The 24,438-nt window shown below is 55.3% G+C and carries 20 protein-coding genes; 7 read left to right on the forward strand and 13 right to left on the reverse strand.

Features of this window, described 5'->3' with window-relative positions:
* Positions 1 to 127: 127 nt before the first annotated feature.
* The 12 genes from SIC19_RS13625 to SIC19_RS13680 form a co-directional block, all read right to left on the reverse strand.
* Positions 128 to 1,072, reverse strand: a complete 945-nt coding sequence (locus tag SIC19_RS13625; RefSeq protein WP_041333813.1) for a biotin-dependent carboxyltransferase family protein — start codon at positions 1,070 to 1,072, stop codon at positions 128 to 130.
* Positions 1,062 to 1,754 (reverse strand): 5-oxoprolinase subunit PxpB, encoded by a 693-nt coding sequence (gene pxpB, locus SIC19_RS13630; protein ID WP_041333816.1) that lies wholly within the window; start codon positions 1,752 to 1,754, stop codon positions 1,062 to 1,064. Before pxpB ends, SIC19_RS13625 begins: the two co-directional genes overlap by 11 nt.
* Entirely contained in the window at positions 1,751 to 2,485 is a 735-nt protein-coding gene (locus SIC19_RS13635) for a 5-oxoprolinase subunit PxpA (protein WP_269399757.1), read from the reverse strand. The genes pxpB and SIC19_RS13635 overlap by 4 nt, the downstream gene beginning before the upstream one ends.
* Before the next feature lie 30 nt (positions 2,486 to 2,515).
* A complete protein-coding gene (locus SIC19_RS13640; protein ID WP_127401883.1) occupies positions 2,516 to 3,823 on the reverse strand; it encodes a TRAP transporter large permease in 1,308 nt (435 codons plus the stop codon).
* Positions 3,823 to 4,341: a TRAP transporter small permease gene (locus SIC19_RS13645; RefSeq protein WP_127401882.1), complete on the reverse strand. Its 519-nt coding sequence runs from the start codon at positions 4,339 to 4,341 to the stop codon at positions 3,823 to 3,825. The genes SIC19_RS13640 and SIC19_RS13645 overlap by 1 nt, the downstream gene beginning before the upstream one ends.
* A gap of 66 nt (positions 4,342 to 4,407) precedes the next feature.
* Positions 4,408 to 5,373 (reverse strand): TRAP transporter substrate-binding protein, encoded by a 966-nt coding sequence (locus SIC19_RS13650; protein ID WP_127401881.1) that lies wholly within the window; start codon positions 5,371 to 5,373, stop codon positions 4,408 to 4,410.
* 50 nt (positions 5,374 to 5,423) lie between these two features.
* A complete protein-coding gene (locus SIC19_RS13655) occupies positions 5,424 to 6,239 on the reverse strand; it encodes a putative hydro-lyase (RefSeq protein ID WP_127401880.1) in 816 nt (271 codons plus the stop codon).
* An 80-nt stretch (positions 6,240 to 6,319) separates the two neighbouring features.
* The gene (locus SIC19_RS13660) at positions 6,320 to 7,237 is read right to left on the reverse strand and encodes a LysR family transcriptional regulator (RefSeq protein ID WP_127401879.1); all 918 of its coding nucleotides are present in this window, start codon (positions 7,235 to 7,237) and stop codon (positions 6,320 to 6,322) included.
* 313 nt (positions 7,238 to 7,550) lie between these two features.
* Positions 7,551 to 8,906 (reverse strand): hypothetical protein, encoded by a 1,356-nt coding sequence (locus SIC19_RS13665; protein ID WP_075194342.1) that lies wholly within the window; start codon positions 8,904 to 8,906, stop codon positions 7,551 to 7,553.
* Positions 8,907 to 9,220: 314 nt separating this feature from the next.
* Positions 9,221 to 10,576, reverse strand: coding sequence for a hypothetical protein (locus SIC19_RS13670; RefSeq protein WP_075194343.1), 1,356 nt, complete (start codon positions 10,574 to 10,576; stop codon positions 9,221 to 9,223).
* Between the two features lie 83 nt (positions 10,577 to 10,659).
* Positions 10,660 to 12,078 (reverse strand): hypothetical protein, encoded by a 1,419-nt coding sequence (locus SIC19_RS13675; protein ID WP_075194344.1) that lies wholly within the window; start codon positions 12,076 to 12,078, stop codon positions 10,660 to 10,662.
* Positions 12,079 to 12,471: 393 nt separating this feature from the next.
* Positions 12,472 to 13,557 carry an OprO/OprP family phosphate-selective porin gene (locus SIC19_RS13680; protein ID WP_053113984.1) on the reverse strand — a complete coding sequence of 362 codons (1,086 nt, stop codon included), beginning with the start codon at positions 13,555 to 13,557 and terminating at the stop codon, positions 12,472 to 12,474.
* 280 nt (positions 13,558 to 13,837) lie between these two features.
* Between SIC19_RS13680 and SIC19_RS13685 the strand changes: the two genes are divergently transcribed.
* From SIC19_RS13685 to SIC19_RS13705, 5 genes are all read left to right on the forward strand, one after another.
* Positions 13,838 to 14,566: a TorF family putative porin gene (locus tag SIC19_RS13685; protein WP_062363658.1), complete on the forward strand. Its 729-nt coding sequence runs from the start codon at positions 13,838 to 13,840 to the stop codon at positions 14,564 to 14,566.
* A gap of 286 nt (positions 14,567 to 14,852) precedes the next feature.
* Positions 14,853 to 16,154, forward strand: a complete 1,302-nt coding sequence (locus tag SIC19_RS13690) for a TolC family protein (RefSeq protein WP_036208654.1) — start codon at positions 14,853 to 14,855, stop codon at positions 16,152 to 16,154.
* Between the two features lie 63 nt (positions 16,155 to 16,217).
* Positions 16,218 to 17,402: an efflux RND transporter periplasmic adaptor subunit gene (locus SIC19_RS13695; protein ID WP_036208657.1), complete on the forward strand. Its 1,185-nt coding sequence runs from the start codon at positions 16,218 to 16,220 to the stop codon at positions 17,400 to 17,402.
* A gap of 14 nt (positions 17,403 to 17,416) precedes the next feature.
* A complete protein-coding gene (locus SIC19_RS13700) occupies positions 17,417 to 20,524 on the forward strand; it encodes an efflux RND transporter permease subunit (protein WP_127401878.1) in 3,108 nt (1,035 codons plus the stop codon).
* A gap of 17 nt (positions 20,525 to 20,541) precedes the next feature.
* Positions 20,542 to 20,886, forward strand: a complete 345-nt coding sequence (locus SIC19_RS13705; protein WP_036208664.1) for a P-II family nitrogen regulator — start codon at positions 20,542 to 20,544, stop codon at positions 20,884 to 20,886.
* Positions 20,887 to 20,936: 50 nt separating this feature from the next.
* Here SIC19_RS13705 and SIC19_RS13710 read toward each other — a convergent pair whose 3' ends face one another.
* A complete protein-coding gene (locus SIC19_RS13710) occupies positions 20,937 to 21,668 on the reverse strand; it encodes a hypothetical protein (protein WP_041333833.1) in 732 nt (243 codons plus the stop codon).
* A gap of 356 nt (positions 21,669 to 22,024) precedes the next feature.
* Between SIC19_RS13710 and SIC19_RS13715 the strand changes: the two genes are divergently transcribed.
* Together SIC19_RS13715 and SIC19_RS13720 are read left to right on the forward strand one after the other, a co-directional pair.
* A complete protein-coding gene (locus tag SIC19_RS13715) occupies positions 22,025 to 23,164 on the forward strand; it encodes a TolC family protein (RefSeq protein WP_412535522.1) in 1,140 nt (379 codons plus the stop codon).
* A gap of 21 nt (positions 23,165 to 23,185) precedes the next feature.
* A complete protein-coding gene (locus SIC19_RS13720) occupies positions 23,186 to 24,433 on the forward strand; it encodes an efflux RND transporter periplasmic adaptor subunit (protein ID WP_075194348.1) in 1,248 nt (415 codons plus the stop codon).
* The last annotated feature ends 5 nt before the right edge of the window (positions 24,434 to 24,438 follow it).

The following is a 24,438-nucleotide window of genomic DNA, read 5'->3' on the forward strand; positions in this document are numbered from 1 at the left end:
CGCGACGGCCAGCACCGTTGCCCGGGAGGCCTATTTCCTGGAGTTTGCGGAGAAGATGTGCAAGCGGGTGGATGTGCCGTTGAGGGAGGTGCTGGCGGTGATGACGTCGCGGGGGGTGCGTACCCGGCTACGGGCCGGCGAGTGATGGTTTGAAGGTTTCCAGCTTGTGGTTGAAAATCGCGCGTTGGGCTTCGGCCTCTGCGACGTCCGCAAGGTAAAAACGGATCCGTGTCCCGGGCCCACGTTGCGCCAGTTGGCCAGCATCCAGGGCGCTCAGGCAGCCTATTTTTGGGTAGCCACCGATGGTTTGCCGGTCTTTCATCAGGACGATCGGCTGGCCGTCACTGGGCACCTGAATGGCACCATAGGCGATGCCTTCGGAGATGATGCCGTCCAGCTCAGAGTGTATAGGGTCGCCGGTTAACCTATAGCCCATGCGATCGATTCGCTGGCTGACCTCGTAACAGCCCGTGAAGAATTTCATACGCTCACCAGCAGAGAAGTGCGCGTATTGGTAGCTGGGGATCACACCGATGTGGAGGTCCTGGTTATAGTCCGGAATTTCCCCGGCTGGCAGGCTTGCCATGGTCTTTGGATGGCTGCGGTCAAACCCGATGCAGTCGCCTTTGGCCAGCTTTTGCCCGCGTCCATCCAGCCCCCCAAGGCCTTCGCGCACGACGGTGGCGCAACTACCCAGTTTTACGGTGGGCTTCAGTCCCCCGGCGACGGCAAGGTATGCCCTTAGTCCGGCCACCGGCATGCCGAATTCGATACGGTCTCCCCGGTGGATTTGATAGGTATGCCAGGGTGCTGCCGCCTCTCCATTGATCTGCGCTCCGAGGTCCGCACCCGTGAGCGCGATGCAGGTATCCTCATGGGCCAGCAGGCTCAGTTTTCCAATATTGATCTCGATCTGCGCTGCCTCCGGTGGATTGGCGAGCAGGCGATTGGCCCAACGAAAGGCATGCTCGTCCATGGGGCCGCCGGTGGTCACGCCAATGTGCTGATAGCCGTACCGGCCAGGGTCCTGCAATAAGGCCAGCATACCGCCATCCAGAACTTCAAAACTCATCGAGGCTGCCTCCCAGGTCCAGATACTCCTGGCGGTCAATCGACCGGAACCGCACCCTATCCCCTACTGATACCAGCGCCAGGGAATCGCTGTCCCAATCGATCATTCTTTGAGGTGTGCGACCGACTATCTGCCACCCGCCCGGCGTGGCGCTGGGATAGATGGCGGTCTGCGAGCCGGCAATGCCAACGCTCCCGGTGGGTATTTTCTGTCGGGGCGTGGCTTTGCGGGGCAGGGCAATGCGTTGGTCGGTAATGCCAAGGTAAGCGAACCCCGGGCTGAATCCGATGGCGTAGACGCGGTAGGTCTGCTCACTGTGGATGCGCACCACTTCGTCCCGGCTCAGGCCGGAATAGTCACACACCTCGTCCAGGTCCAGGCCTACTTCGTCGCCGTAGTAGACCGGCAACTCAATGGTGCTGGAAGCGCTTTCATCCGGCGCCTCCTGTTCGCCCTCGCTCAGTGCCTTGCGCAGCCGGGACGCGATGCCGAAGCGGTCGGTCCTGTTGGCGTCATAGCAAACCAGCACGGAGGTATACGAAGGCACCAGGTCAATCACCAGGTCCGACAGGTTCTGGCGAATGGCCTCCGTGGCCCGCTTGACCTGGCCGGCGATGTCATCGCTGATACGGTCACCAAAATAGACGATGTACGTACTTTCGTTGACGGCTTCAATGATCATAGTGACTCAACGACCTGCCGCATGTGCCTGGCCGCCTCTACAGCATGCTGGCTGTCGCCATGAATGCAGAGAGTGTCGGCCTTTATCGGGATACGTTTGCCGGAAATCGACGTGACGCTGCCTTCGGTGATGATCTGTGTTACCTGCCTTTCTATGGCTTCCGGCGTGTCATGAACCGCGTTCTTCACCGAGCGTTTAACCAGACGGCCTTCGTCGCTGTAGGCACGGTCGGAAAACGCCTCGAACCACACGTTGATGCCAGCGTCGGCGGCCAGCGCCAGAACTTCGTCGGCATCAGGTGTTGCCATGACCACCAGGGGGCAGTGGGCTGCATAGTTGCGTACCGCAGCCATCACCGCTGCCAGGGTTGTGCGGTCTACTGCCATTTTGTTGTAGAGCGCGCCGTGGGGTTTGATGTATTCGATGGCTGTGCCGTGGGTGCGGCAGATGCCGTCCAGCGCAGCGATCTGATACACCAGCAGGGCCTGGAGTTCCTCGGGTGCAAACTCCATGTCACGCCGGCCGAAGCCCAACAGATCCGGATAGCCGGGGTGCGCGCCGATGGCGACCTTCTCGACAATCGCGGTTCTGACGGTGCGGTCCATGGTCAGCGGGTCTGAGGCATGGAAGCCGCAGGCAATATTGGCCATATCAATGTAGGGCATGACCTCGGCATCCATGCCCTTGGTCCAGCTACCGAAGCTCTCGCCCATATCGCAGTTGAGTTTCATTGGTTGTCTCCAGAAACAAGTGAATGTGCGCTAGCCTCGGCTCATGGTTTGAGGGAGGTAGGTGACAATTTCCGGGAACCAGCCGATCAGAAACAGCGCCGCCATGATCAGCAGGAAAAAGGGGAGCGCAGCTCGGGCAACGTAGAGGATGTCTTTCCCGGTCAATGCCTGGATCACGAACAGGTTAAAACCCACCGGCGGTGTGATTTGTGCCATCTCAACCACCAGAACAATAAAAATGCCAAACCAGAGCATGTCGATGCCGGCCTGCTGGACCATGGGCATGACCACGGCGACGGTAAGAACCACCACGGAAATGCCATCCAGGAAACAGCCCAGTAGAACGAAGAGGGCAGTCAGGCAGACAAGCAGTTCGAAAGAAGAGAGCGACATGCTGCCAATCCATTCCGCCAACTCTCTTGGAATGCCGAGAAAGCCCATGGACAAGGTGAGAAAATGCGCGCCCACCAGAATCAGGCCAATCATGCAGGAGCTCTTGACCGCGCCCAGCAGGCTTGCCTTGAAACTGTCGGCGTTCAGGGATCCGGTGACAGCCGCCAGCAACAGGGCGCCAAAAACTCCGAGTGCGGCAGCCTCGGTGGGTGTGGTAAAGCCGGCATAAATCGAACCAAGCACAAATACAATCAGGCCCACAATCGGCAGCAGCATTCGCAGCGCCTTGATCTTGGCTGAGAACGAGATGTGCTCTTTCTTATGCTTGGGCATCTCATCCTTGTTCAATGTCGCCCACACCATGGTGTACCCCATAAACATGACCACCAGCATGAGGCCAGGAAGAGCGCCGGCGATAAACAGGCGGCCGATGGACACTTCGGCCGCCACGCCGTAAACGATCAGAATAATAGACGGTGGTATCAGCAGCCCAAGGGTGCCGGAACCGGCAAGGGTACCGACAGCCATGCGATCGCTGTAACCCTGAGCCTTGAGCTCGGGCAGGGTCATGCGGCCAATGGTGGCCACCGTGGCGGCCGACGAGCCGGACACCGCGGCGAATATACCGCAGCTGAGAATGTTTACGTGCAGCAGCTTGCCCGGTAAACCACCCATCCAGGGTGACAGTCCCTTAAACAGGTCCTCGGACAAGCGAGTACGGAACAGCACCTCGCCCATCCAGATGAACATCGGCAGTGCGGTCAGAGACCAGCCGGTGCTTGCGCCCCAACTGGAGGTTGCGAACAGAAGGCCGATCTGGTCGTTGCCGGACAACAATAGCCCGAGGACGCCAATGCCAACCAAGGTCAGTGATACCCAAACGCCAAGCGCGAGCATCAATATCATGGAGGCAGCGAGGGCGATGGAAAGCAGCGTGGTATCCATCAGATTTCCTCCAGATTGACGTCACTTTCGTGTTGTTGGTAAGAAGGCACACGTTTTCGCAGTACCGCGATCAGGTCGTCCAGGATCGCGATAGTAAGCGCTAACGTGCCCAGCCCTACCGGGATCTGAGGAATCCAGATCGGAATGGGGATGTAGCCGTGTGAGACCTCCTCGAAAACGTAGGACTCCCACACCATGTGCCAGCAGTAGAAGGTCATGAAGCACGCAAGGCCGAGGCCAAGGATGAGTACCGCCAGTTCCTGAACGAACCGCGCCCGGGCCGACCATTTCTGGATAACCAGGGTTACCCTGATATGGCCACCTTCATGGAAGGTGTAGGCAAGCCCGAAAAACGTAGAAGCCGCGAGAGCATACCCGGACACGTTTTCAGCGGAAGGGATGATGAAGCCGAACAGGCGGCCGACAATCTGCACCAGGATCACGACCATGATCAGTGCAATGCAGAACCCCGCTGCGTAACCAGATGCCAGGTAAAACTTGTCTCGAAGGGTACTCATGGAAGATGCCTCCCAAGGCGGCTTTCCCGCTGGAATACCAGGGGAAAGCGTCTTGTGAATGGACCATTAACGGTAGTTTTGCAGAATAGCGCCGACTTCCTTCGGAGCTTCTTCTTCCCATTCCTGGATCATGATGTCGCCGATCTTCTGGAATTCCTGCATCAACTGTTCGGATGGCTCGGACACTTCAATACCGTTCTCTGCCAGCGTCGCCGTGTCTTCGGCGGCGGTTACACGAACGCCCTCCCAGCCCTTCGTTTCGGCTGCCGCGGCGGCGTCAAGAATGACCTGTTGTTGTTCCTCGCTCAGGCGGCGAAAGGCGCGCTTGTTGACGACGACAACGTTCTTGGGAATCCAGGCTTTGATGTCAGTGTAGTGAGAGAGGTAATCCCAGGCCTGGCCGTTGGCGCCGGTGGATGGGGAGGTGATCATCGCGTCAATGATGCCAGTACTGAAAGCCTGGGGGATTTCAGGTACCTGAACGGTGGTTGGGGTGGTGTTCATGAGATCAGCCAGTCGTGAAGTGGACGGGCTGTAGGCACGCATCTTCAGGCCTTCCAGGTCGCTCATGGTGTTGACCGGAGCCTTTGTATAGAGGCTCTGGGCGGGCCACGGTACCGTGTAAAGCAGCTTCATGCCCTCTTTGTCGAGTTGTTTTTCCACCTCGGGTTTTGCCGCTTCCCACAGCCGTTTTGCATCCTCAAAGCTGGTTGCCAGAAACGGAATGTTGTCGTGTTTGAACACCGGATGGGTGTTACCCATGATGCCGATGAAGATTTCCCCCAGCTGAACCTGCCCTGTGCGGACGGCCCTCGGGATTTCCGGATGTTTGACCAGTGAGGCGCCGGAGTGGACGGTGACGGCTATGTCGCCATTGGTGCCTGCCTTGATGTCTTCAGCGAACTCATAGGCGATTTTGGTTGGCAGGTTCGCATCGCCGTAGGGCGTTGGCATGTGCCATTGGGCTGCGTTGACTGCGGTGGTGAAGAAAAACCCTGCCATCAGGGTGGCTGTCGCAAGTTGTTTGAACATATCGATTCTCCCGTTCTTTTGTTGTTGCTTTGGTCATCAATTGGCAGTTACTACAGCACCGCCAGTTCTTCGTTGAGCCGCTCGGTGAGCAGCATTTTTCCCGGTACGTGAGTGATCGCGATCGGGGGGCGTGCATTCTCCAGGGCGACCTGCGGTGTCACGCCACAGGCCCAGAAGACGGGTATCTCGTCACGGCCGATGGTGACGGCGTCGCCAAAATCCGGAGCGTGGATATCGTTGATTCCGATCAGGGCCGGATCCCCGATGTGCACCGGCGCCCCGTGCGCTTTGGGTAGCCGGGTGGTGATCTGAATCGCCCGGATGGCATCGGCAGCTTTGAACGGCCTCATGGAGACCACCATGTTGCCGTGGAACCGGCCGGCCGATTGGGTGGCAATGTTCGAGCGATACATGGATACGTTCTGTCCCTGCTCGACGTTCCTGATGGACAGGCCGGCGCGGACCAGCGCATCTTCGAACGAGAAGGAGCAGCCGAGTACAAACGTCACAAAATCGTTGCGCCACACATCGCGAATGTCAGTGGCAGACTCAGCCCGTTCACCATTGCGGAAGATCTGGTACTCGGGGATGTCGGTTCGGATGTCAAGATCACGCCCAAGGCCCGGCAGCATGGGGTCGCCGGTCTGGGAGACGCCAATCAGGGGGCAGGCGACAGGATTGTTCTGGCAAAACAGAAGAAAATCGTTCGCCCAGTCGGCCGGCAGGATGACGACATTGCCCTGAACCAGGCTCTGTGCCTTGCCGCTGGTGGTTCCGGTATGGGTGCCGGAGCGTATGTGCGCGCGTAGCTCAGATACCTGGTCAAGCAGGCCTGTTTTGAAGTCTGAATAATCGCCGGTCTGCATCTCGGCTACCCCTGATTGAATTTGTTATGTGGTTATGGATCAGGTTATTCCTATTGGCGAAAAAGTCTAATTATGGTTTTTTACGTTTGGTGATAAGTTCTCGTGATGTCCGGTTCCGCGTACTGTTTCGAAACGTTGACCGCCAGGTTGGCGGCCAGTTCGGCTATCGGGTTAAACGGCACGCTGGGGTACGAGGCTGTGAACGCCAGTTGTGATGGTGTCCAGGCGGCATCCAGAGTGATCAGGCGTCCGCTTTTCAGGCCGTCAGATATCACGCTCATTGGTAGTGCCGACACACCAATGCCATCCAGCGTCAGCCGGCGACATGCTGCCAGTGAACTGGATGAATAGAAGCGTGCTGGCAGTTCGTCCAGTTCGCTGAATTTCTGGCTGATTTCGGCAAACGGCTTGGTGTTTCTGGCGTAGGTAATGATGGGCCACTGGGCCAGTTCCTCGAGCTCCAGTTTTCGGTCTGGCAGTTTCAGCGAGGGACTTGCGACCCAGATCAGGGGGAAGCTGCACAGGTCCAGGTTTTCAATCTTGGGTTCGGAAACCGGACCCATCAGGAAAGCGAGATCGAAGGTCCGGTCCATCAGGCCGGTGCGGAGGTTCCCGGTGACGTCGACCGTGATCTCCACGTCCAGGTTTGGTGTGTTTTCATTCAGCTTGCGGAAAAAGTATGGCAGCCAGGAGTGGACGATGGTCTCGGAAACGCCAAGTCTCAAGATGCCGGACAGCAGCGCGACCCTGTCGGCGCGTTTGCGCAGCTGCTGCGACATGGAGACGATTTTTTCGGCATAGGGCAACAGCTCCTGCCCCCTGGTCGTCAACATGGTGCGGCCGGAATCCCGCTCAAAAAGCTGAACGCCCAGTTCTTCTTCAAGCGCTGCTATTCGGTTGGATATTGCGGGTTGCGTGGTGTTTTGCCGCTCCGCCGCCTTGCGAAAGCTCCCGAGGGTAGCAACCCAGATAAAAGTTTCCAGACGTTTAAAGTTCATGGGCGTTCTTTGTGGGGTAAAGGATGCAGTGTCAACCAGTTCTGAATGAGGAGTGTGAATACATACTGGAAGCTTAGCTCAGGCTAGCTAAAGATATAGAAAAGATTGTGGGTCGCCTGAAAGTGACCTTCGAAGGCCTGCCCGGCAATACAAGGTCTCGCCGGACGTATTACGACCGCTTGGGGATGTGGGGTAAGTCAATTACGTAGTGGGAGGGGCGCTTATGCTGGATATCAATCCCTGGCGCACCAGAGAAATAACGGCCGGGCTATTGCCCGGCCGTTATCGTAAGGATCATGAGATTACACGATCATCAGTAGCTAATGTTGACCATAGCGACAACCTTGTAGGTGTCCTCAGGGTTGTCTCCGTAAAAGTCTCCCATGAAGCCATAGGATCCACGAAGGCTGAGGTCATACACGCCGGCGAATTTTTTGCCGAACTGGGCAGCGACTTCAGTGCCGAGGCTCGAGCCGTTAGCCTGAGTGGCGCTGTCGGGCGCGTCGTCGGCAACCCGGAAGTAACCGGTGCCGTACTTCAGGTAGTAGTCGTTAGAAAGCTTCTGATCACCCGAGACCATTAGCCCCATCAGACCGTATCCCTGGTAAGCTGCATCGTAAACTGACTTAGCCCCCTGAGAACCATTGTTGTAGTAGTAGTCTGTTCCGAAGATTTGCAGATTACTGCTATTCAGCTCCCAGCCTGACTGGTTTGCAGCGAAGCGATCTGCACCATTGCTGCTGTCGTCAGCCGGAATGTAGATGCCGTGAATCTTGAGGCTCGCGTTGCCCCAGTGTCTCTGGGCGTACAGGTTCAACATGTAGGTGTCGCCATCTGTTGCGTCAGAGTCGAGCCCGGACGACTTTTTGTAAAGTACCGAGCCGCTATAGGCCATTTGGTCATAGGTATAGTCGGCGTAGGCACCGAGATAGTTGTCATCCGTTCGAGCCGCCGTACCATTCAGAGCAACCTGACTGCTGTTGCTGATCTGGGCTCCGGTGAGGCCGTAGTGGAAAACCTCGCTGGGGTGAAGCTCGGCGCTCACCGTGTAGAAGTCCACGTCGTCTGCGGAATCTCTATCGTTTTCTTCCCACTTGAACCAGCCACCTGTCAGCGTGGCCATGCCAACATTGCCCGCAAAGGAAATGCCATTCATGTCGTCGTTGGTGACGAAACTCTCGTACTTGCCGAAGCCATAGCCCTGGATGCCCGCCCGTACCTTCCAGTCGCTGTTTGGCACCTTCAGTTCAGCGTAAGCATTTTTGGTTTCAACGCCAACGCCATCGGCGCTGAGCTTGCCGCAATTGTCACCCTGGCAGCTTCCCGTCTCACCCCACGGAGAATCGAACTCACCGTACCAGACTACAGTCACGTTATCGTTGAGGTCGCCGCTGATCTTTGCGCGCAGGCGCTGATCTACAAAGGCACTGCTGTTGTCGTTGGTCTCGTCCAGGCTCTGCGACGTGGCCTGAAGGCGGTAATAACCGTTCACTGTGAAGGGCGAATCGCCATTCTTAAGTTTCTCCATTTCTGCTGTCAGTTGATTTATTTCAACCTTCAGGTCTTCTACAGTCGGTGACGCACGTCCGACCGGCTCTGCGGCCAAAGCCGGCGTTGTTGCTACAGCCATTGCCAGCGGAGCGGCGAGTGTTCTCAGCTTATTGCGCATGTGCACATTCCCTTTTAGTCTTTTTGTCAAGTCATTTATTTTTTTCGAGCCACAACATAGTTGTTTTTCTTACAAAAAAGACATTAGATTACTGTCCGTCGAATTGCAACATTTTGTCTGTTAGACTTTTGGTTACCAGTCGCCGTGTGCGGAAACCATGCAGGTGCGGCGGCTCTCCGGGCATTTGTGCCCCAGCAAAGCCCGGTGAAGATAGGAAAGCGCGCGTTTTTTGGCCCCATCTGTGTCAGTGCGAGCCGTGTGTTGAGGGTGTCTTCAGGGTAGGCAATGGATGGCATCGCCGGGCTCTGAGCCTGTCAATATATGTATATTTTTCTTGCGCCCTGGTTATCACTTTCTTCATTAGTTAATACGAGTAATCGAAACGCTCCCCTATTTTTCACATATGAAAAATCAATAATAAAAGAGCTTATTTCATGCATGGGTGAAATCGAAAACCCGGATTCGGGCGTATCACTGTCCCAGCTTGCTTTGATTAACGAATCTGGTCCTGAAGCGGATGTTAAGCCAGAAAGCCCCGGCCTTCTTTTTCTGAGATAGGTTACAACCGATCCATTGTTCACAACCGCTTTCCTGGGAATGGACAGATGTTCTTCGTTAACGGAAAAGGCGTAATCGGGTGATGTAATGATTTTCCTGTCCTTCAGGCGTTTCGTTAGTCTTGGCGAGGATACCTTGCCGAGCCCGAGTTGTGGCGAAGACTTCCAGCTTGAGTTCCGCAATTCAAGATTGGCTTCATTTACTATGATTGAGGTAGCGTTGTCGATAGGGAAGTAGGAAAAAATCATGTTTCCAGCATCGGCCGGGACAACGGAGTCATTTCGAGCATTGGTCTGTTTCCCGGAAGTAACTGCTATTTTTCCAATGTCACCTTGCAGCAACTCGTATCGTTGGGTGTGCAGCTGATTATTGATAAACCGTAACGCCACATTCTCGGCTTTTTCGGATTCTTCCTGCAGCGTTTGCCCCGAGATTTCAAAAAGCTGAGAGAAGATCTTTGTGTATTGTCCCTTGCCTGAAATATCCCGGTCCTGACCCCATACTACGGCAACCTCCGGGTTCGGATCTGAGTCTGACTGGCCAACTGACAAGAAAATGGCTTTCGAATTTTTGATGCCTGATGTCAGTTCATCAATTCTTTTAACCCTGCCGCCATCGAAGAGTCCCAGTACCAATGCCGAATCTGACAGGAAAACCAGTTGACTGTCTTTCTGGCTGGGCCGAGGCAGCGCCTCAACCATTTTAGGGCTGAAATCTTCCGGCAGTGGGAGAATGCTCGGAGTGTAGGCTTCGGCTCGTATTTCACCCCCGTCCTGATTGGCTTTGTCAATCAGGACGGAAAGAAAGTATTTTTGAGAATCGGTGGACTTTATAGAGAGTGCCGTCTTATCTCTGACCTGGAGAACCTCAAGAGTCAGGCCTTCATCGATGGGTCCGGAACTGCCAAACTTTACATCGAATCCCTTGACGGTGAGGCGCCCCAGCAGTGCGAGAAACTCTTTATCGGTGTTCAGGTCCTCAATATTCGATACCACCCTGATGCTCTTCTTTCCTGTCCACTCCGACAGCGAATCCAATGGTACATCGTAGCCTTGGGCCTGAGCATTGGATGCGGCAGAAAAAATCAGGAAGATCACGAAAAACGGCTTCATAAATCTATGCCTCTTAAAAAAGTTGAGGCCCCGTTACCGGCGCCTCAACTTGATTGCTTCCAGTCGTTATTAATCAGCCGGGCTCAGTAATTCCAGTTCAGCTCGAGCATTGCAACATAGGCCGCATCGTCTGCGCCGGTGGCATCCTCAACGCCCTTGCCGGGCAGGAAACTGGAGAGTACCAGCCTTGGAGCAAAGTACTGGTTAGCCTGGTACTTTACAGCCACATCAAGTTCGGTGCCGGCATAACTGTCCACCGATCCGCTGGCGGTGCTGAGCGTTTCAAGGCCGCCCGTTTGCTGGAACCACATGGGAAAAACCTGTGCCTGATATGACAGCTTGGGCGAGATCGACGCTAAATTTCCCGAACTGCCAACAGAGAGCATGATCTGGCCTGGGTTGTTACCGGTGCCGGCATTGGAAATGCCGCCGTACCCAGCACCACCAGGGCCAGCCTGGTCAAGGGCGAGACCGAAAAGGCCCGATGCTATCGCCTGGTTAGAGTTTGGCTGCCATCCCATAAACTGGCCGTCAATACCGATCAGGGGCGAATATCTGCCGATGTCGGTGATGCCCAGCCAGCCCTCTACATCATTGTCGGTAGGGTCGTCATCCCCACTTGCTACGCGTAGTGCTACAAAGGGGTTGAAGGATTCACTAACCGGGTACTCAAGGCCCGCGTAACCGGCATAGGCACTGATGTCATCGCCATTGTCGAAACTACCGGTCACGCCCAGCACCTCGGCCCGTACCTTTATGGCGCCAATATTTCCGATGTATTCGACACCGTAATAGGTTGCCTTTGCACCTTGCTGCTGGTTGTCGCTGTATGTCAGGATCGGGGAGATACGACTACCTTTTCCCAGATCAAAATCAAACTTTGAAGCAAACACGTCCCAGTCCAGTTCACCGTTAGCAGGGTTTGCTCCAGGAGCCTGGATGTTGGAAATCAGCCCATCTGTAATCGGCATCCAGAAAACATCGTAGCTACCGAACGAGGTCTTGCCGGTGGCGCCGAACAAGGGGTGGTCGTCGCCATATAGAAGGCCGCCTGAGGCGAGGTCCAGATTCTTGAAGGTCCAGCCGCCCTGCAGGGTAAATGCGGGATCAAAGGTATAAGTGAAGAAGGCCTGCTCCAGGCCAAATCTCTCGCCTCGGAATGCGCGATCAACAGAATTGGCATCAAGGGAAAAGTCATTCTCAAGAAGTATTTTGCCTGTCCAGTTATCGCCAGTCGCCACCACTCCAAGCCTGACCTCAGCCCTGACGTGCTCATCTCCAACCTGAACAGCGCCAGCAGAAGTGCCAGTGGCGCCATCGTCGACGCTGCTGTCCAGATCGAAATTAGAAAAATAGGTTGGTTGAAACTTGCCTTGGGTAAGTATATCCAGCTTGATTCCTGAAGCTGTCGGGACCTCCACCGCTAAGGCAGCAGGTATGCCGTTTGCGGCTATCAGCGCCCCCAAAAATCCCTGACTGATTCGCTTTTGTATTGTTTTCATCGATCCTCCAGCGTCTCTAGAACGAGATTGTCGTTATTGCAGCCCAAAAACAATAAGGCTGTGTTCTATCTAGCAGAAAAGCCTGAAATCGGCAAGTCTACGGCACGGCAAAATGTGTCTGGCAGTGTTGCACTAAAACAAATTTACAGATGCTGGCAGTCGGCGCCCGAAAGCCGGCTGGCAGGGGTGCGGGGCAGGCACTAAAAAAAACAGGGCAGGCCAGTGCCTGCCCTGAAAATCAGAGCACGTCATTAATGATCGACTTGACTCGACTCGGGTAAAGCGTATCAAGCTAAACTTAACCAGAGCTGAATTTTCCGATTATATTTTGATGGTGATGTTTTCTGTATCGGTTTTCAGCCAGATATAAGTTTGATCGGGGATTCCGTGCGGTCAAAATGCATATTGCAACCTTGCACGCACTTCATCTCCGCTAGCGCCATTGGCTTCTTCGCCATCCATGTAGCTCATTCCAAGTCGAACATTCTTGTTGGCGTAATAGTTAACGCCCAGTGTTGTTTGCTCACCGTCGGTCGTGGCCAGCCCCACATCACTGTATTTTCCGTCACCATCCTCAAAGCGGGCAACAACTTCCCAGGCCCCTTTGGGTGATGCCGGTTTTACCCGCTTGAATGCTCCGGCTTTGTAAGGACGGCTTTCGCCGGTGATGATCCAGCCAAGCTGTACGTAATAACCATCAACATCCACCTGGCCTTCCTCGGAATCGAAATATTCGGCCTGGGCATGGAAGGGCCCGGAAGCGCCGGCGAGCTCCAGATTAAACGTATCGACCTCATCGGCCTGAGTGTCGGCATCACGCGTGGTATAACCCGCACCAAGATGAACAACCATATTGTTCGTTTGAATCGGTGCAACCGTGCCCCGTGCGGTTACTGCCGTGTTATTGAAATCGTCGCTGCCATTGCCGCCTGCCTCGAAGTAGCCGATACCGTAGGTCCAGTTGCTGCCTTTGCCGCTGAGCTGGATGCCGCCGCTGCGACCGGGGGCATAACGCTCGGTCATGGCAGATCGCTCAAGCGCTGAGATGTCTTTTGAGCTCGTTAATTCTTCCAGGCCGAATGGCTCTTTCTGTTTACCGATAGTCACGGTTGCAGCTGAGCCAAATCCCATGTAACGAATGTACAGGTCTTCAGCAGTACCGCCGTCGGCGCCATCACTTTCAGCGACGTTGAACTGGGTCTTGTACGCCCAGTCGCCAAAGTGGCCCTTGGCGTAGAGGCGTGCCCGGCGCACATCGAAATCGGTAGTGTCAACACCGTTGTCGTCAGACTGCGTGGCGTCGTAATCCCACTGAATGCGCCCGCCGAGCTGAAAAGACGCAGAGTTATCCGACACTTTCACTTTGATACCGCTGTCGGTATCGATCACAAGGTCTTCGCCGCTGGTCGTAACGTTTCCGGCCTGTGCAGCAGAAGCGGCAGAAATCGCCAAAGCCAAGCCCAAATATTTCTTGCTCATGATCTGTCTCACCTTTTTCGGTTTGCTTGTGTGTGTTGAAGCGCTATTAAAGTCTATTTGGCAAAGATTACAGAATGGTTACAGAGAATGCATCAAAACAGGGCGCTGGTCCGGGCCGGTGACAGGTTCTGGGGCGCTAGGTGTTGGGTCGTTTTTCGGGGGCAAGCTCAGAATGTGCCGATTTGTCTCTATAATAATGATAAACAAGAATAAATAAGATGTGGCAAGACTTTTGCTAAATCATATTTGGAGCAATGAAACCCAACCGAAGGTATCCATTATGAAGAAGCAGTTTTTCACCAAATCCGGATTTATCAGTATCACTTTGCTTGCAGCACTTCAGGCTGCGCCCGCCATTGTTAGCGCTGACGTCAGCTCAAATGTGAGCGCCAGCAGCAACTATCTGTTCCGGGGCGTCACCCAGACAGACGGGGCTGCGGCTGTCCAGGGAGGGTTGGATTATGAGCATGCGTCGGGCTTCTACGCCGGTGGTTGGGGTTCCAATGTCGATTTTGGTGACGGCACCAGCTATGAGCTTGATCTTTATGCCGGATTCTCCGGCTCTGTGGAAGAACTGGGTTATGACGTTGGGTACATTTATTATGCGTATCCTGACGCGCCGGACTCCATCGACTTCGGCGAACTGTACGGCGAGATCAGTTATGGCATTGCGGCCATCGGCCTGGCCTACACGATCAACAGCGACACCAGTGGTGATGGGGTGTTCGTGCAGGGGGATGCCTATTACTACGCCTCTGTTGGGGTGCCTCTGGAGGACAGCTACAGTGCCGGTGTGACGCTTGGCTATTACGACTTCGCTGATGACGGCAAGGCTTCTGTCGGCGAGGCAAGTTATTCACACGTCGCCGCCAACGTTACAAAGGATGCGGGAAACTTCGGTTCTTTCAGTGTTAACGTGGAGTACGCGGACATTGAGTCAACCGACGCGCTTGGCTCTGTCAACTCGGATGATCCGAAGTTCTGGCTGGGTTGGAGCAGGAGTTTCTGATCGGCCAAGTGATCACAAGCAATTCAGATCCAGAATAAAAAGCCGGCCCAAATGACGGGCCGGTTTTTATTTATCATGCAAGAACCCACCATCGTGCGCCTGCCTTGACGCCCGGTGACTCGACATCCTCGCCCTTACCTCTGCCCCCCCCCTGCCGCCAAAGCTCATTTCTTATCCGGTGCCTGAATTTCAAACTGTATTAAAGGTTTGTCTGTAAGGTCGTTCCAGATTCCCACGCAAAAATGCTGACTCACTGACCTCAGTCAAACAGCCAGGATGATACTGAATGAACAAACGATTGTTGTTGTGCGCGATGATAGTTCCGGGAGCCTTGGCCGTCTCTCCTATGGTGTCGGCCCAGGCAAAAGAGAGTGTGTCGCTGAAAGAATATCAGCAGGCCAAAGCCAGCCAGGCTGTTTCCCTGAACCAGGCCATGGTGATGGCTTTCGAGAATAGCCCGGTATTGGCTTTGAGGCGGGCCGCGGTCTCGATACAGCAGGGACAGCTTGATCATGCCAGCCGCTGGGCGCCGAGCAATCCAGAGTTTGAGTTGGGGGCCCGTCAGGCCCCGGATCAGGCCGACGAGTCCCTGGAATATGGGGTGAGGGTTACTCAGGAGATCTGGATGGGTAATCGCGGCGACCTTGGGCAGTCGCGTGCCCGGAGTAATCTCACGTCCCGGCAACAGGAGCTTGAATACCTGAAGGTAGCCACCAAGGCGCGGGTGCGGGCCGCCTATTTCCGGATACTGCTGGCTCAGAAAGAGTTGGAAACCGCAACCCGTGCCGTTGAACTTATGCAACGCACCAAAGACCTGGTTGAAATGTCCGTAAAACAGGGTAAACAAACCCGGATTGATCTCAATACCGCAGTCATTGGGCTTGCCAGGGCCCGGAATCAAAAAGCCTCGGCGGAACAAAAGCTCGAGCAATCAAAAATTGACCTTACCGAAGTGCTCGGGGTGTCCCCCTCCGATGCCGTTGGGGTGACCGGCGAGCTTGATGTGACGCTCGAAGACCTGCCTCCGACCAGCCAGCTTGTCGAGATGGCACAGAGTCAGAGAGCGGACCTGAAAGCGGCGGCCGCCAGAATTGCAGCGGATGAATCTGGCCTTGAAGTTGCGAAAAGCCTGACGATTCCAAATCTGAAAGTCTTCGGATTTTATGATCGTGAGGAAGGCTCCAACCTTTTCGGTGCAGGGGTGTCGATGCCTTTGACCGTTTTTCATGATTATTCCGGTGAGCAGAGACAAGCTGCTGCGCGGCTGAAAACCTCCGAGCTTGAGGCAGAGGCCTTGCGCCTGGCTACAGAGCGTCAGGTTGTGTCAGCTGTGGCCCGGTACGAATCCACCGCCGTTCGGCTGCGCCAGATGAACGAGTCGATCCTGGAGCGTTCAGAGGAAACATTACAGTTGATGCAGAAAGCACTTCGGGCGGGCAAGGTCGGTGCCTCGGATGTTCTGGCGGCACAGGACAATCTCCTGTCGGTAAGGCAGGAATACGTTCAGGCGCAGAATGATTATATCGATGCCGTCCGGGCGCTGGAGATAAGCACAGGAGGTGCTCTGTCGATGTCAGCCGGTTCCTGAGGGTATGAAACTCAAAATTGACCGTTCTCTTAGTACCGTTCTCTAAATATTGAGGGTGAATGAATGATTCGCAATCTGAAGATACTGTTAATAGTTGTCGGCGCTCTGAGCTTGCAGCAGGCATACGCTGCCGGAGAAGCCGAGGGTGACCAGCACGAAAATGAAGAAGCCGAGCATGCCGGAGAGGAAAACCAGTCCCGCCAGATCCATCTGACGCCGGAGCAGACAGAGTTACTGTCGATTCAGACTGTGGCGGCTGCCAAGGGGCGCGCTGGCGCAATTGTTACGGCACCTGCCGAGATTCAGTATGTGCCGGACCGCGTGGCCGAGGTTGGTCCGCTGCTGGAGGGAAAACTGACAGGGTTGGCGGTTGATCTGGGGGATCGTGTCAATAAGGGGCAGTTACTGGCAACCCTGAACAGTGTGGAGCTGGCCCGGATTCGCTCCCGGTTAATCTCGCTGGAGGCCCGCAAAGAAGCGGCCGAGTCTGACTACAATCGTGAAAGGGAGTTGCAGGGACAGGGTATTTCCAGTGAAGAAGAGTTCCTGGATGCCAAGGCTGCCTTTCTTGAAACAAAAGCGGAGTACGATTCCGTGCGGGAACAACTGGCGGTTTACGGCAGCGAGTCGTCAGGTGACAGTGGGGGGCTGGCGCAATACGCGCTCCGCTCACCCATTGAGGGGCGTGTCGAGCAGATGCATGTTCGTCTGGGGCAAACGCTGAGTCCGTCGGATACGCCTTTCATCGTGGCGGATGCCTCGGTGTTGTGGGCCATTCTTCAGGTGTCCGAATCCGATATTGACCAGATTTCAACGGGAGACGAGGTTCAGATTTCCTCCAGGGATTCAAGTTCTGACCGGTTTCACAGTGGGCAGGTATCCTGGGTGTCGAGCATGCTCGATGAAAAGACCCGCACCATCCCGGTTCGCGTTGTGCTGGAGTCTCCCAGAGGCGACCTTCGCCCGAATACCTATGCCACGGCCAGAATCATGACGGAATCGGAGGCCTCACTGCCGCTGGTTCCGGATGATGCGGTTCAAACCATTGGCGATGACTCCGTTGTGTTTGTTCCGGGCGATGAGAAAGGGGCTTACAAGGCGGTTCCCGTCACGCTTGGCAAGGAGGCAAACGACTGGATCGAGATCAAGTCCGGCATTAGCGCAAACACGGAAGTGGTTTCAGTAGGCGCTTTTGATCTGATGTCGGCCATTACCGCCAGTGGCCGCAGCGCCGCTCACGGACACTAAACCCCGGGGGGAGCATGATCAACGCAATTGTGAATTATGCGCTGAACAATCGTCTGATGACGCTTGTTTTTGCTATCGCCGTGATCGTTGCCGGCGTATTTTCATTTCAAAAACTGCCGGTGGATGCGTTTCCGGACGCGACGCCGACCATGGTTCAGGTGTTTACCACCAGTCCTGGTCTGTCGCCGGTTGATATCGAAACGCTGATTTCCTATCCCGTTGAGATCAGCATGTATGGAATTCCCAAGCTGGAAAAAGTGCAGAGCACGTCGATTTTCGGGTTGTCGCGGGTGACCATCTATTTCGAAGATGGCACCGATATCTACTTCGCCAGGCGGCTGGTAAACGAACGGCTTTCCGAGGCCAAGCGCCAGATTCCCGAAGGGATGGGGCAGCCGGAACTCGGGCCCATAGCGAGCGGTCTTGGGCGCATCCTGATGTATTCCCTGGAAGCTGAGGATAAGGATCAATACAGCCTGCAGGAAATCCGCACGATCCAGGACTGGATTGTCAAGCCCCAGCTCAGAACCGTTCCGGGTGTAACCGGTGTGCTGTCCATCGGCGGCGAGGTAAAACAGTATCAGGTCAATATCGATGCGCAGAAGCTTCAGGCAAGGAACCTGACAGTGTCTGACGTTCGCGGCGCCCTCACCCAGAATAATCGGAACGTCGGCGCCTCTTTCATTACGCGAGGAGGTGAAGAGTATATAGTTCGCGGCTACGGTTGGGTTAATTCAGGTACCGAGGGCATCGAGGACATCCAGAACATCATTGTGTCCAAGAGTGAGGGAGAGTCTCCTATTTATGTCAGGGATGTGGCAGAGGTTAGCCTTGGACCGGCAATTCGCCGCGGCGCGGAGGTGTCCTCGGGCGAGGAGTCCGTGGGCGGCTACGTGATGAAGCTGATCGGAACCAACACCAGTCAGGTACTCGAGGACGTCAACGCAAAAATCGATGATCTGAACAAGTCACTTCCCGAAGGGCTGAAAATAGAGGCTTATTACTCCCAGGCGGAGTTGGTGGGCAAGGCCATAGGCACTGTCGAGAAAGCATTACTTGAGGGCTCGGTTCTGGTGCTGGTGTTCCTCTATCTGTTCCTCGGAAATATACGTTCCACACTGATCGTGGTGGCGACCTTGCCGTTGTCTGTGCTTTTCGCATTCATTGCGATGCGGATTTCGGGCCTGTCCGCCAATCTGATGAGTCTGGGGGGGCTGGCTATCGGCATCGGTATGATGGTGGACGGCGCCGTTGTGATGATAGAGAACATCTTCCGACATCTGGAAGAACGATCAGAGGAAAAGGTCAGTGTTCTGAGGCTTGTAGGTGAATCTGCCCGGGAAGTGGCTCGTCCGATTGTGTTTGCCATTGGCATCATTATTATCGTTTTTCTGCCGCTGTTTACGCTGCAGGGCGTTGAGGGCAAGCTGTTTTCGCCCATGGCCTACACCATCAGTTTTGCGTTGATCGGTGCGCTGTTACTCGCGTTGACGTTGGTGCCGGTTCTGGCCTCGCTGTCATTCAAGATGGGCGGGCATCACAAGGAGCCGAAACTGGTTCTGTTCCTGAACCGGCTATACAAGCCGGTGGTGAATACTGTCGTCAAAGCCCCTAAAATTGTAATGGGCGTGGCCGTCATTGCCTTTGCCGGCAGTCTCCTGCTGTTTCCCTATCTCGGGAGCGAGTTCGTGCCCACGCTCAGGGAAGGCACGTTCCAGATTCGCTCGACACTGCCTCCTGGAGCCAGTCTTGAATCCGCCATCAAGTATGGCAAACGGATTCAGTCCGTTGTCGATGAATTTCCAGAGGTCACCGGCACCTATGCCAGGATCGGTCGTGCCGAGGTGGGCGGTGATCCTGAACCCGTGAACGTTGTCGCGACGCTCGTCAATCTGAAGCCTCTGGATCAGTGGCGAGAAGATGTGAGCTATGAGGACCTTCAGAGCCGGATTGCGGAGTCTTTGGATGAGCGGGTTCCCGGGCTTGCCAACAATCTGTCACAACCGATTCAGCTCAGAACCGACGAACTCCTCTCAGGCGTTCAGGCGCAACTGGTTGCCAGCATTTTCGGCGACGACCTCGACGAGTTGGGCCGGATCGGCAAGGAAGTGGCGGCCCTGGCGAATGATGTGCCGGGGGCAACGGATGTGCGCGCTCAGCAGAGCGCAGGTAAAAAACAGATCGTTATTCGCCCCGACCGTGAAGTGCTGGCGCAGTTTGGCATCAGCATTGATAACCTGATGAGTACGGTCGAAACCGGGATTGGCGGTAAAGGCGCGGGGCTGGTCTTCGACGGTGTCCGGCGATTTGAGATCTTCGCCCGGCTGCAAGAGTCCTATCGCGGGTCCATCGATGAAATCAGAAAGCTTCCCCTCCGGGGTAATAGTGGCGAGCTCATCCCGCTTTCACGGGTGGCCGATGTTGAAATGTACGCTGGCCCCAAGAAAATTTCGCGCTCCAATGCCAGTCGGCGACAGTACGTGCAGATGAACGTACGTGGTCGCGATATGGGCGGTGTTGTTCAGGATTTGCGCAAGCGGATCGAGGAGCAAGTGGACATGCCGCCGGGGTATTTCGTGGAGTTCGGCGGTCAGTTTGAGAACCAGGAAAGGGCCATGGCGCGGCTGGCGATCGTTGTGCCCATTACCCTGGCGCTTATTTTCCTGCTTCTCTTTTCGGCATTCAGTAGTCTTCGCTATGCGGCGCTGATCTTCATGAATGTGCCCTTTGCGGTTACTGGTGGCATTGTCGCGCTGTTTGTGACGGGGCTTTACCTCTCTGTGCCCGCTGCCGTGGGATTCATCGCGGTGTTCGGCGTAGCCGTACTGAACGGTGTGGTGATGGTGAGCTACATCAATCAGTTGCGGGACGAAGGCTACGAAGTCATTGAAGCAGTCAAGTTGGGTGCTCAACGCCGTTTGCGGCCGGTTCTGATGACCGCCTCTGTGGCTATTCTGGGGCTGATTCCCCTGCTGCTGGCCGATGGCATTGGCTCTAATGTCCAACGGCCACTGGCAACGGTTGTGGTTGGCGGTCTGATCACGTCAACGTTGCTGACGTTGGTAGTGTTGCCCAGCGTGTATCAGTGGTTTGCATCCGAACGTCGTGACGTTGAAGTCTGATAGGCAGGAGAAGGCTTATGTATGAAATAAAGGCTTATGTCAGAGAGGTTATGGCAGAGCATGTGGTTGATGCTCTGGCCAGAGTCAAGGGCGTGACAAGCATTGCTGTCGTGCCTCTCAGCGAATTTGGTCATCTGGTCGGCGATGAGTCGCCTCTGGAGAAAGTGAAGATGGTCAAGCTGGAAGTAGACGTAGCGACCGATGATGTCGCTGGTGAAGTTGTGGAACTCATTGTCAGAACGGGCAGAACCCAGGATGGGCACCCGGGTGACGGCAAGGTACTTGTATCCCGCCTGGTTCGGGCTGTTCGTATCGAGGACGGCGAAACCGGTGAGAGTGCACTGGAGCCTGCTTCAAGCTAGTGCTCTGGAAACTGGATGGCGGTTCTGCGGCTTTTGGTTGCGGGCCGCCATCACAGTTCTATCTCCAGTTCCCAGCGATAGATCATATCGTCTGAGTCCGTAGTGAGGCCAAATGCAACGCCCGCCTGGAGTTCCAGAATACTGGAACCCATTCTGAACTCAGCCAGGATGGCAGGTCCCATCAAATGGTTGTTTTCGGCCCCGTAATACTCCAGCCCTGGCTGAAACGTGTCAGACTTCGTGTAGGCGAACTGTAATGAGCCAGTGGGCTCAAGCTGCTCGTCGTCTTCGCCAAATGAGCGGCTAACCAGAAGGTTCGTCAGGATGCTGTAATGCGCGTATAGCTGTCTCTCGTAAAGTGACCCAAGGGTCACTCCACCGGCTTTTTGGCCATGTTCTTTTGACAGTTCAATGAACAAGCCCGCAGCGCTCTCAGTGTCTTGAAAAAAGTTTCCAATCAGTTCGATTTCGTATTCCTCAAGTGAATACGCTCGCCCCGGTCTCTTGATTGCGTTGAAGTTAAGTTCGGCGCTCAGGCGTTCAGATAGCCCGTAACCCACCTCCCACTGATCGGCACGAAGGTTGTCAATTTCGCTCCCCTCACTGTCCAGAAACGCCCCAACCACTCCGATTTCGAGATCCCCCGCAGTTACCCGGGGGGAGTAAATTTCATCGACTGCGAGCTCTGATTTGACCGTGAGGGGCCATAACAGAACCAGGAAAGCCAGTTTGAGTTTGAATCCGTGGCGCGGTGCGCCTGCGTTATTCGTTGCTCGAGACATAGATCACCTTGAAGAAGTGACGGAAAGTAAGGGGCATCGAATGACAGGCTATTGATCTGAGCGCTACAGAAACATAAGTCTTTGGTACTCATTTTGTCCGTCAAAAGGACAGTCCGGGAATGCTGGTGGAGTTGGAGGGCGGTTTCTTTTGTGGATGACGCTTCGAATTCAAGTTCATTTCAACCTTTTCACTTACTATCCTGGCCTGTTCCTACCTTGTCATGGACGCCTCGCGCCCATGAATTGTGGCTATTTACCCCTTCGGGAGAAAGTCGATGAAGGCAAGCAAGCACTCGCCCAGGGCGTTGCTGTGTTCAGTACTATTGTCCATTCCTCTGTTCGGTCAAGCGGAGACTGTGAATTGGACAAACTGGCTCACTGGCCAGATAAGCAAGCATCCGGATGTCATGGCGTCGACAGAGCAGGCGGCAGCCCGGAATCAGGATGCTGAGGCAAGCGAACAACCGCGGTATAACCCGGAGCTGTCTGTTGGAGCAGACAGAACGGGCAGTGAAAACAACTTTGAGGCAGGGCTGTCACAAACGATCGATTGGTCTGATCAACAGGGTGCGCTAAAGGACAAGGCAAAGCTGATCAGGCTTTCCGCTGAAGCTGATTTGAACGAGGCGGTTTTGGCACAAACGTCCGAGTCGCTGTTTGCGCTTGTCGAGTGGCGCGCGGCGACGCGTGCCGAAGAAATTGCGGAATCCCAGCAACACCGTCTGGATGCCTTGCTGGAGCAGGTTGAGCAACGCCAGCAGGCGGGCGACCTGGGTCGTACCGATGCAGAGTTGCTTTTTTTAAGCCTTTCTCAGCAGCTCAGTGAGCTCGCCCAGGCAAAGGCTGCGGTTGATCAGGCGCAAGCCCGGGTCAGAGAGCTTCTGCCGGATTGGCGGCCTCAGGATGGGGGGATCCCCGGGCACATTTGGCCGGCTCTTGCTTCCAGGGTCGATAACGACAATTTGCTGGCTCATCCGTCAATTGTTGCCGCCCGCGCGAGGTGGCAGGTGCTGCGGAGCGAAGCCGAGGTGGTCAGTCGCAGAGCGGCGGCATCTCCCACGGTCGGGCTGAGCGGAGGGCGTGATGGCGGTGAGAACCTGGTTGGCCTGACGTTCTCGATCCCTCTGAATGTCCGTAATAACTACGGTGCCGAAATCCAGGCTGCCAACCGACGATCATTAGAGGCCGAAGCTCGGTTTCAGGCACTTTATCGGAAGCAGCAGTATGGTCTGGCGGGCGCCCGAGCTGCCTGGAAGCGATACGACACCCAACTCAGCCGATGGACAGAACTCTCCCAGGGGCGTGTACAGCGAAGTGCTGATTTGCTTGAGAAGCAGTGGCAGGTCGGCGACCTCTCCACCTCTGAGTATCTCCAGGCGCTGGGCCAGCGCGCGGAGAGCCTGAAAACCGGTATTGAACTGGAAAAGCAGGCGCAGCTGGGTCTGATTGAGCTCTTGAGTCAGTCTGGCGAACTGATCACCCCCTTCCAAAAATAGTCTGGAAACTGGATATTCATTATGAAAAAAACTCTGATTTCTGTATTCGCATTGACGTTGCTTACAGCCCCACTTTCTTTTGTACAGGCAGAGGAAGATGCTCATCAGGAAGCCGGCCATGATCATGCTGCCAGTGGCGACGATCGTCAGGAAGTCACCGGTGAGGAGGGCGAGCATAAGGAAGATCATGGTGAAGAAGGTGAGCATGAAGAGGAAGGGGGGCACGGCCACGAAGACGAGAACGGTGGCCATGAAGAAGCGGCCACCGCAAGCATCAACGCCAAACAGAAAGATCTGGCCGGCATTGAAGTGGCAACGCTCGAAAGCCGGCTCGTTGACTATGAAATTTACGCGCCCGGTGAGCTGCTAACCAACGGTTATACCAGCTATCACGTGTCCCCCCGGGTTGCCTCAGTGGTGCTGCGGCGTCACGTGGAACTGGGTGAGCACGTAACCAAAGGCCAGCTGCTGGTAACCCTGTTCAGTGAGACAGTGGCACAGGCGCAGGCGGATTACAGGAAAGCTTTTCCTGAATGGAAGCGAATCAGCGGGCTGGGTCGTTCCGTGGTGGGTGATCAGCGGTTCAATACCGCGAAAGCCAATATTGAGGCGGCAAGCGCGACTCTGCTTGCTTACGGGCTAAACGATGATGACATTGGTGCACTGAAGGCCAGTGGCGTGGGTAGCCTCGGTGAATACATGCTAAGGGCTCGCGTGGATGGCGCAGTGCTGACCGATGACTTTGAGCAAGGACAAAGAGTTGAGGCTGGCCAGCCGCTGGTGACTCTTGCTGACGAGAGTGAACTTTGGGTAGAAGCCCATCTGCCAGCAAGCTCCGACATTGTTCTTGAGAAGGGCGCGGAAGCCGAAGTCAGGGCAGCTGGTCGTGTGGCCCTGGCAACGGTGTCCCAGGAAGCCCACACCATTGATCCTGTGACCCGCACCCGGATTGTCAGGCTGGAGCTGGACAATCCTGAAGATCGTTTTCATCCAGGAATGTTCGCAGATGTGTATTTTCGTTTTAAGACCAGCGAGCCGGTGCTTGCCGTGCCGGAGACTGCATTGATGCGTGGCGCGGACGGTGACTGGACGGTCTATGTGGAAGAGGCCGAAGGCGAGTATGAACCCGTGGAAGTGGAGCTGGGTCGCTCAATTGGTGGGCTCCGTGAGGTTTCCGGCCTGGCTGCGGGCCAACGAGTCGTTTTGCGGGGCGCATTTTTTGTGGCCTCTGAGATTGCCAAAGGCGGCTTTGATCCGCACAACCACTGATTCCG

The organism is Marinobacter sp. MIT930201 (genome assembly GCF_047122665.1).
GTDB classification, from domain to species: Bacteria; Pseudomonadota; Gammaproteobacteria; order Pseudomonadales; family Oleiphilaceae; genus Marinobacter; species Marinobacter salarius.

What these genes read in the sequence shown, in the direction of transcription:
- SIC19_RS13625 (WP_041333813.1), bottom strand. Translation starts at nt 1,072, where the DNA reads ATGAGTTTTGAAGTTCTGGATGGCGGTATGCTGGCCTTATTGCAGGAC.
- pxpB (WP_041333816.1), bottom strand. Translation starts at nt 1,754, where the DNA reads ATGATCATTGAAGCCGTCAACGAAAGTACGTACATCGTCTATTTTGGT.
- SIC19_RS13635 (WP_269399757.1), bottom strand. Translation starts at nt 2,485, where the DNA reads ATGAAACTCAACTGCGATATGGGCGAGAGCTTCGGTAGCTGGACCAAG.
- SIC19_RS13640 (WP_127401883.1), bottom strand. Translation starts at nt 3,823, where the DNA reads ATGGATACCACGCTGCTTTCCATCGCCCTCGCTGCCTCCATGATATTG.
- SIC19_RS13645 (WP_127401882.1), bottom strand. Translation starts at nt 4,341, where the DNA reads ATGAGTACCCTTCGAGACAAGTTTTACCTGGCATCTGGTTACGCAGCG.
- SIC19_RS13650 (WP_127401881.1), bottom strand. Translation starts at nt 5,373, where the DNA reads ATGTTCAAACAACTTGCGACAGCCACCCTGATGGCAGGGTTTTTCTTC.
- SIC19_RS13655 (WP_127401880.1), bottom strand. Translation starts at nt 6,239, where the DNA reads ATGCAGACCGGCGATTATTCAGACTTCAAAACAGGCCTGCTTGACCAG.
- SIC19_RS13660 (WP_127401879.1), bottom strand. Translation starts at nt 7,237, where the DNA reads ATGAACTTTAAACGTCTGGAAACTTTTATCTGGGTTGCTACCCTCGGG.
- SIC19_RS13665 (WP_075194342.1), bottom strand. Translation starts at nt 8,906, where the DNA reads ATGCGCAATAAGCTGAGAACACTCGCCGCTCCGCTGGCAATGGCTGTA.
- SIC19_RS13670 (WP_075194343.1), bottom strand. Translation starts at nt 10,576, where the DNA reads ATGAAGCCGTTTTTCGTGATCTTCCTGATTTTTTCTGCCGCATCCAAT.
- SIC19_RS13675 (WP_075194344.1), bottom strand. Translation starts at nt 12,078, where the DNA reads ATGAAAACAATACAAAAGCGAATCAGTCAGGGATTTTTGGGGGCGCTG.
- SIC19_RS13680 (WP_053113984.1), bottom strand. Translation starts at nt 13,557, where the DNA reads ATGAGCAAGAAATATTTGGGCTTGGCTTTGGCGATTTCTGCCGCTTCT.
- SIC19_RS13685 (WP_062363658.1), top strand. Translation starts at nt 13,838, where the DNA reads ATGAAGAAGCAGTTTTTCACCAAATCCGGATTTATCAGTATCACTTTG.
- SIC19_RS13690 (WP_036208654.1), top strand. Translation starts at nt 14,853, where the DNA reads ATGAACAAACGATTGTTGTTGTGCGCGATGATAGTTCCGGGAGCCTTG.
- SIC19_RS13695 (WP_036208657.1), top strand. Translation starts at nt 16,218, where the DNA reads ATGATTCGCAATCTGAAGATACTGTTAATAGTTGTCGGCGCTCTGAGC.
- SIC19_RS13700 (WP_127401878.1), top strand. Translation starts at nt 17,417, where the DNA reads ATGATCAACGCAATTGTGAATTATGCGCTGAACAATCGTCTGATGACG.
- SIC19_RS13705 (WP_036208664.1), top strand. Translation starts at nt 20,542, where the DNA reads ATGTATGAAATAAAGGCTTATGTCAGAGAGGTTATGGCAGAGCATGTG.
- SIC19_RS13710 (WP_041333833.1), bottom strand. Translation starts at nt 21,668, where the DNA reads ATGTCTCGAGCAACGAATAACGCAGGCGCACCGCGCCACGGATTCAAA.
- SIC19_RS13720 (WP_075194348.1), top strand. Translation starts at nt 23,186, where the DNA reads ATGAAAAAAACTCTGATTTCTGTATTCGCATTGACGTTGCTTACAGCC.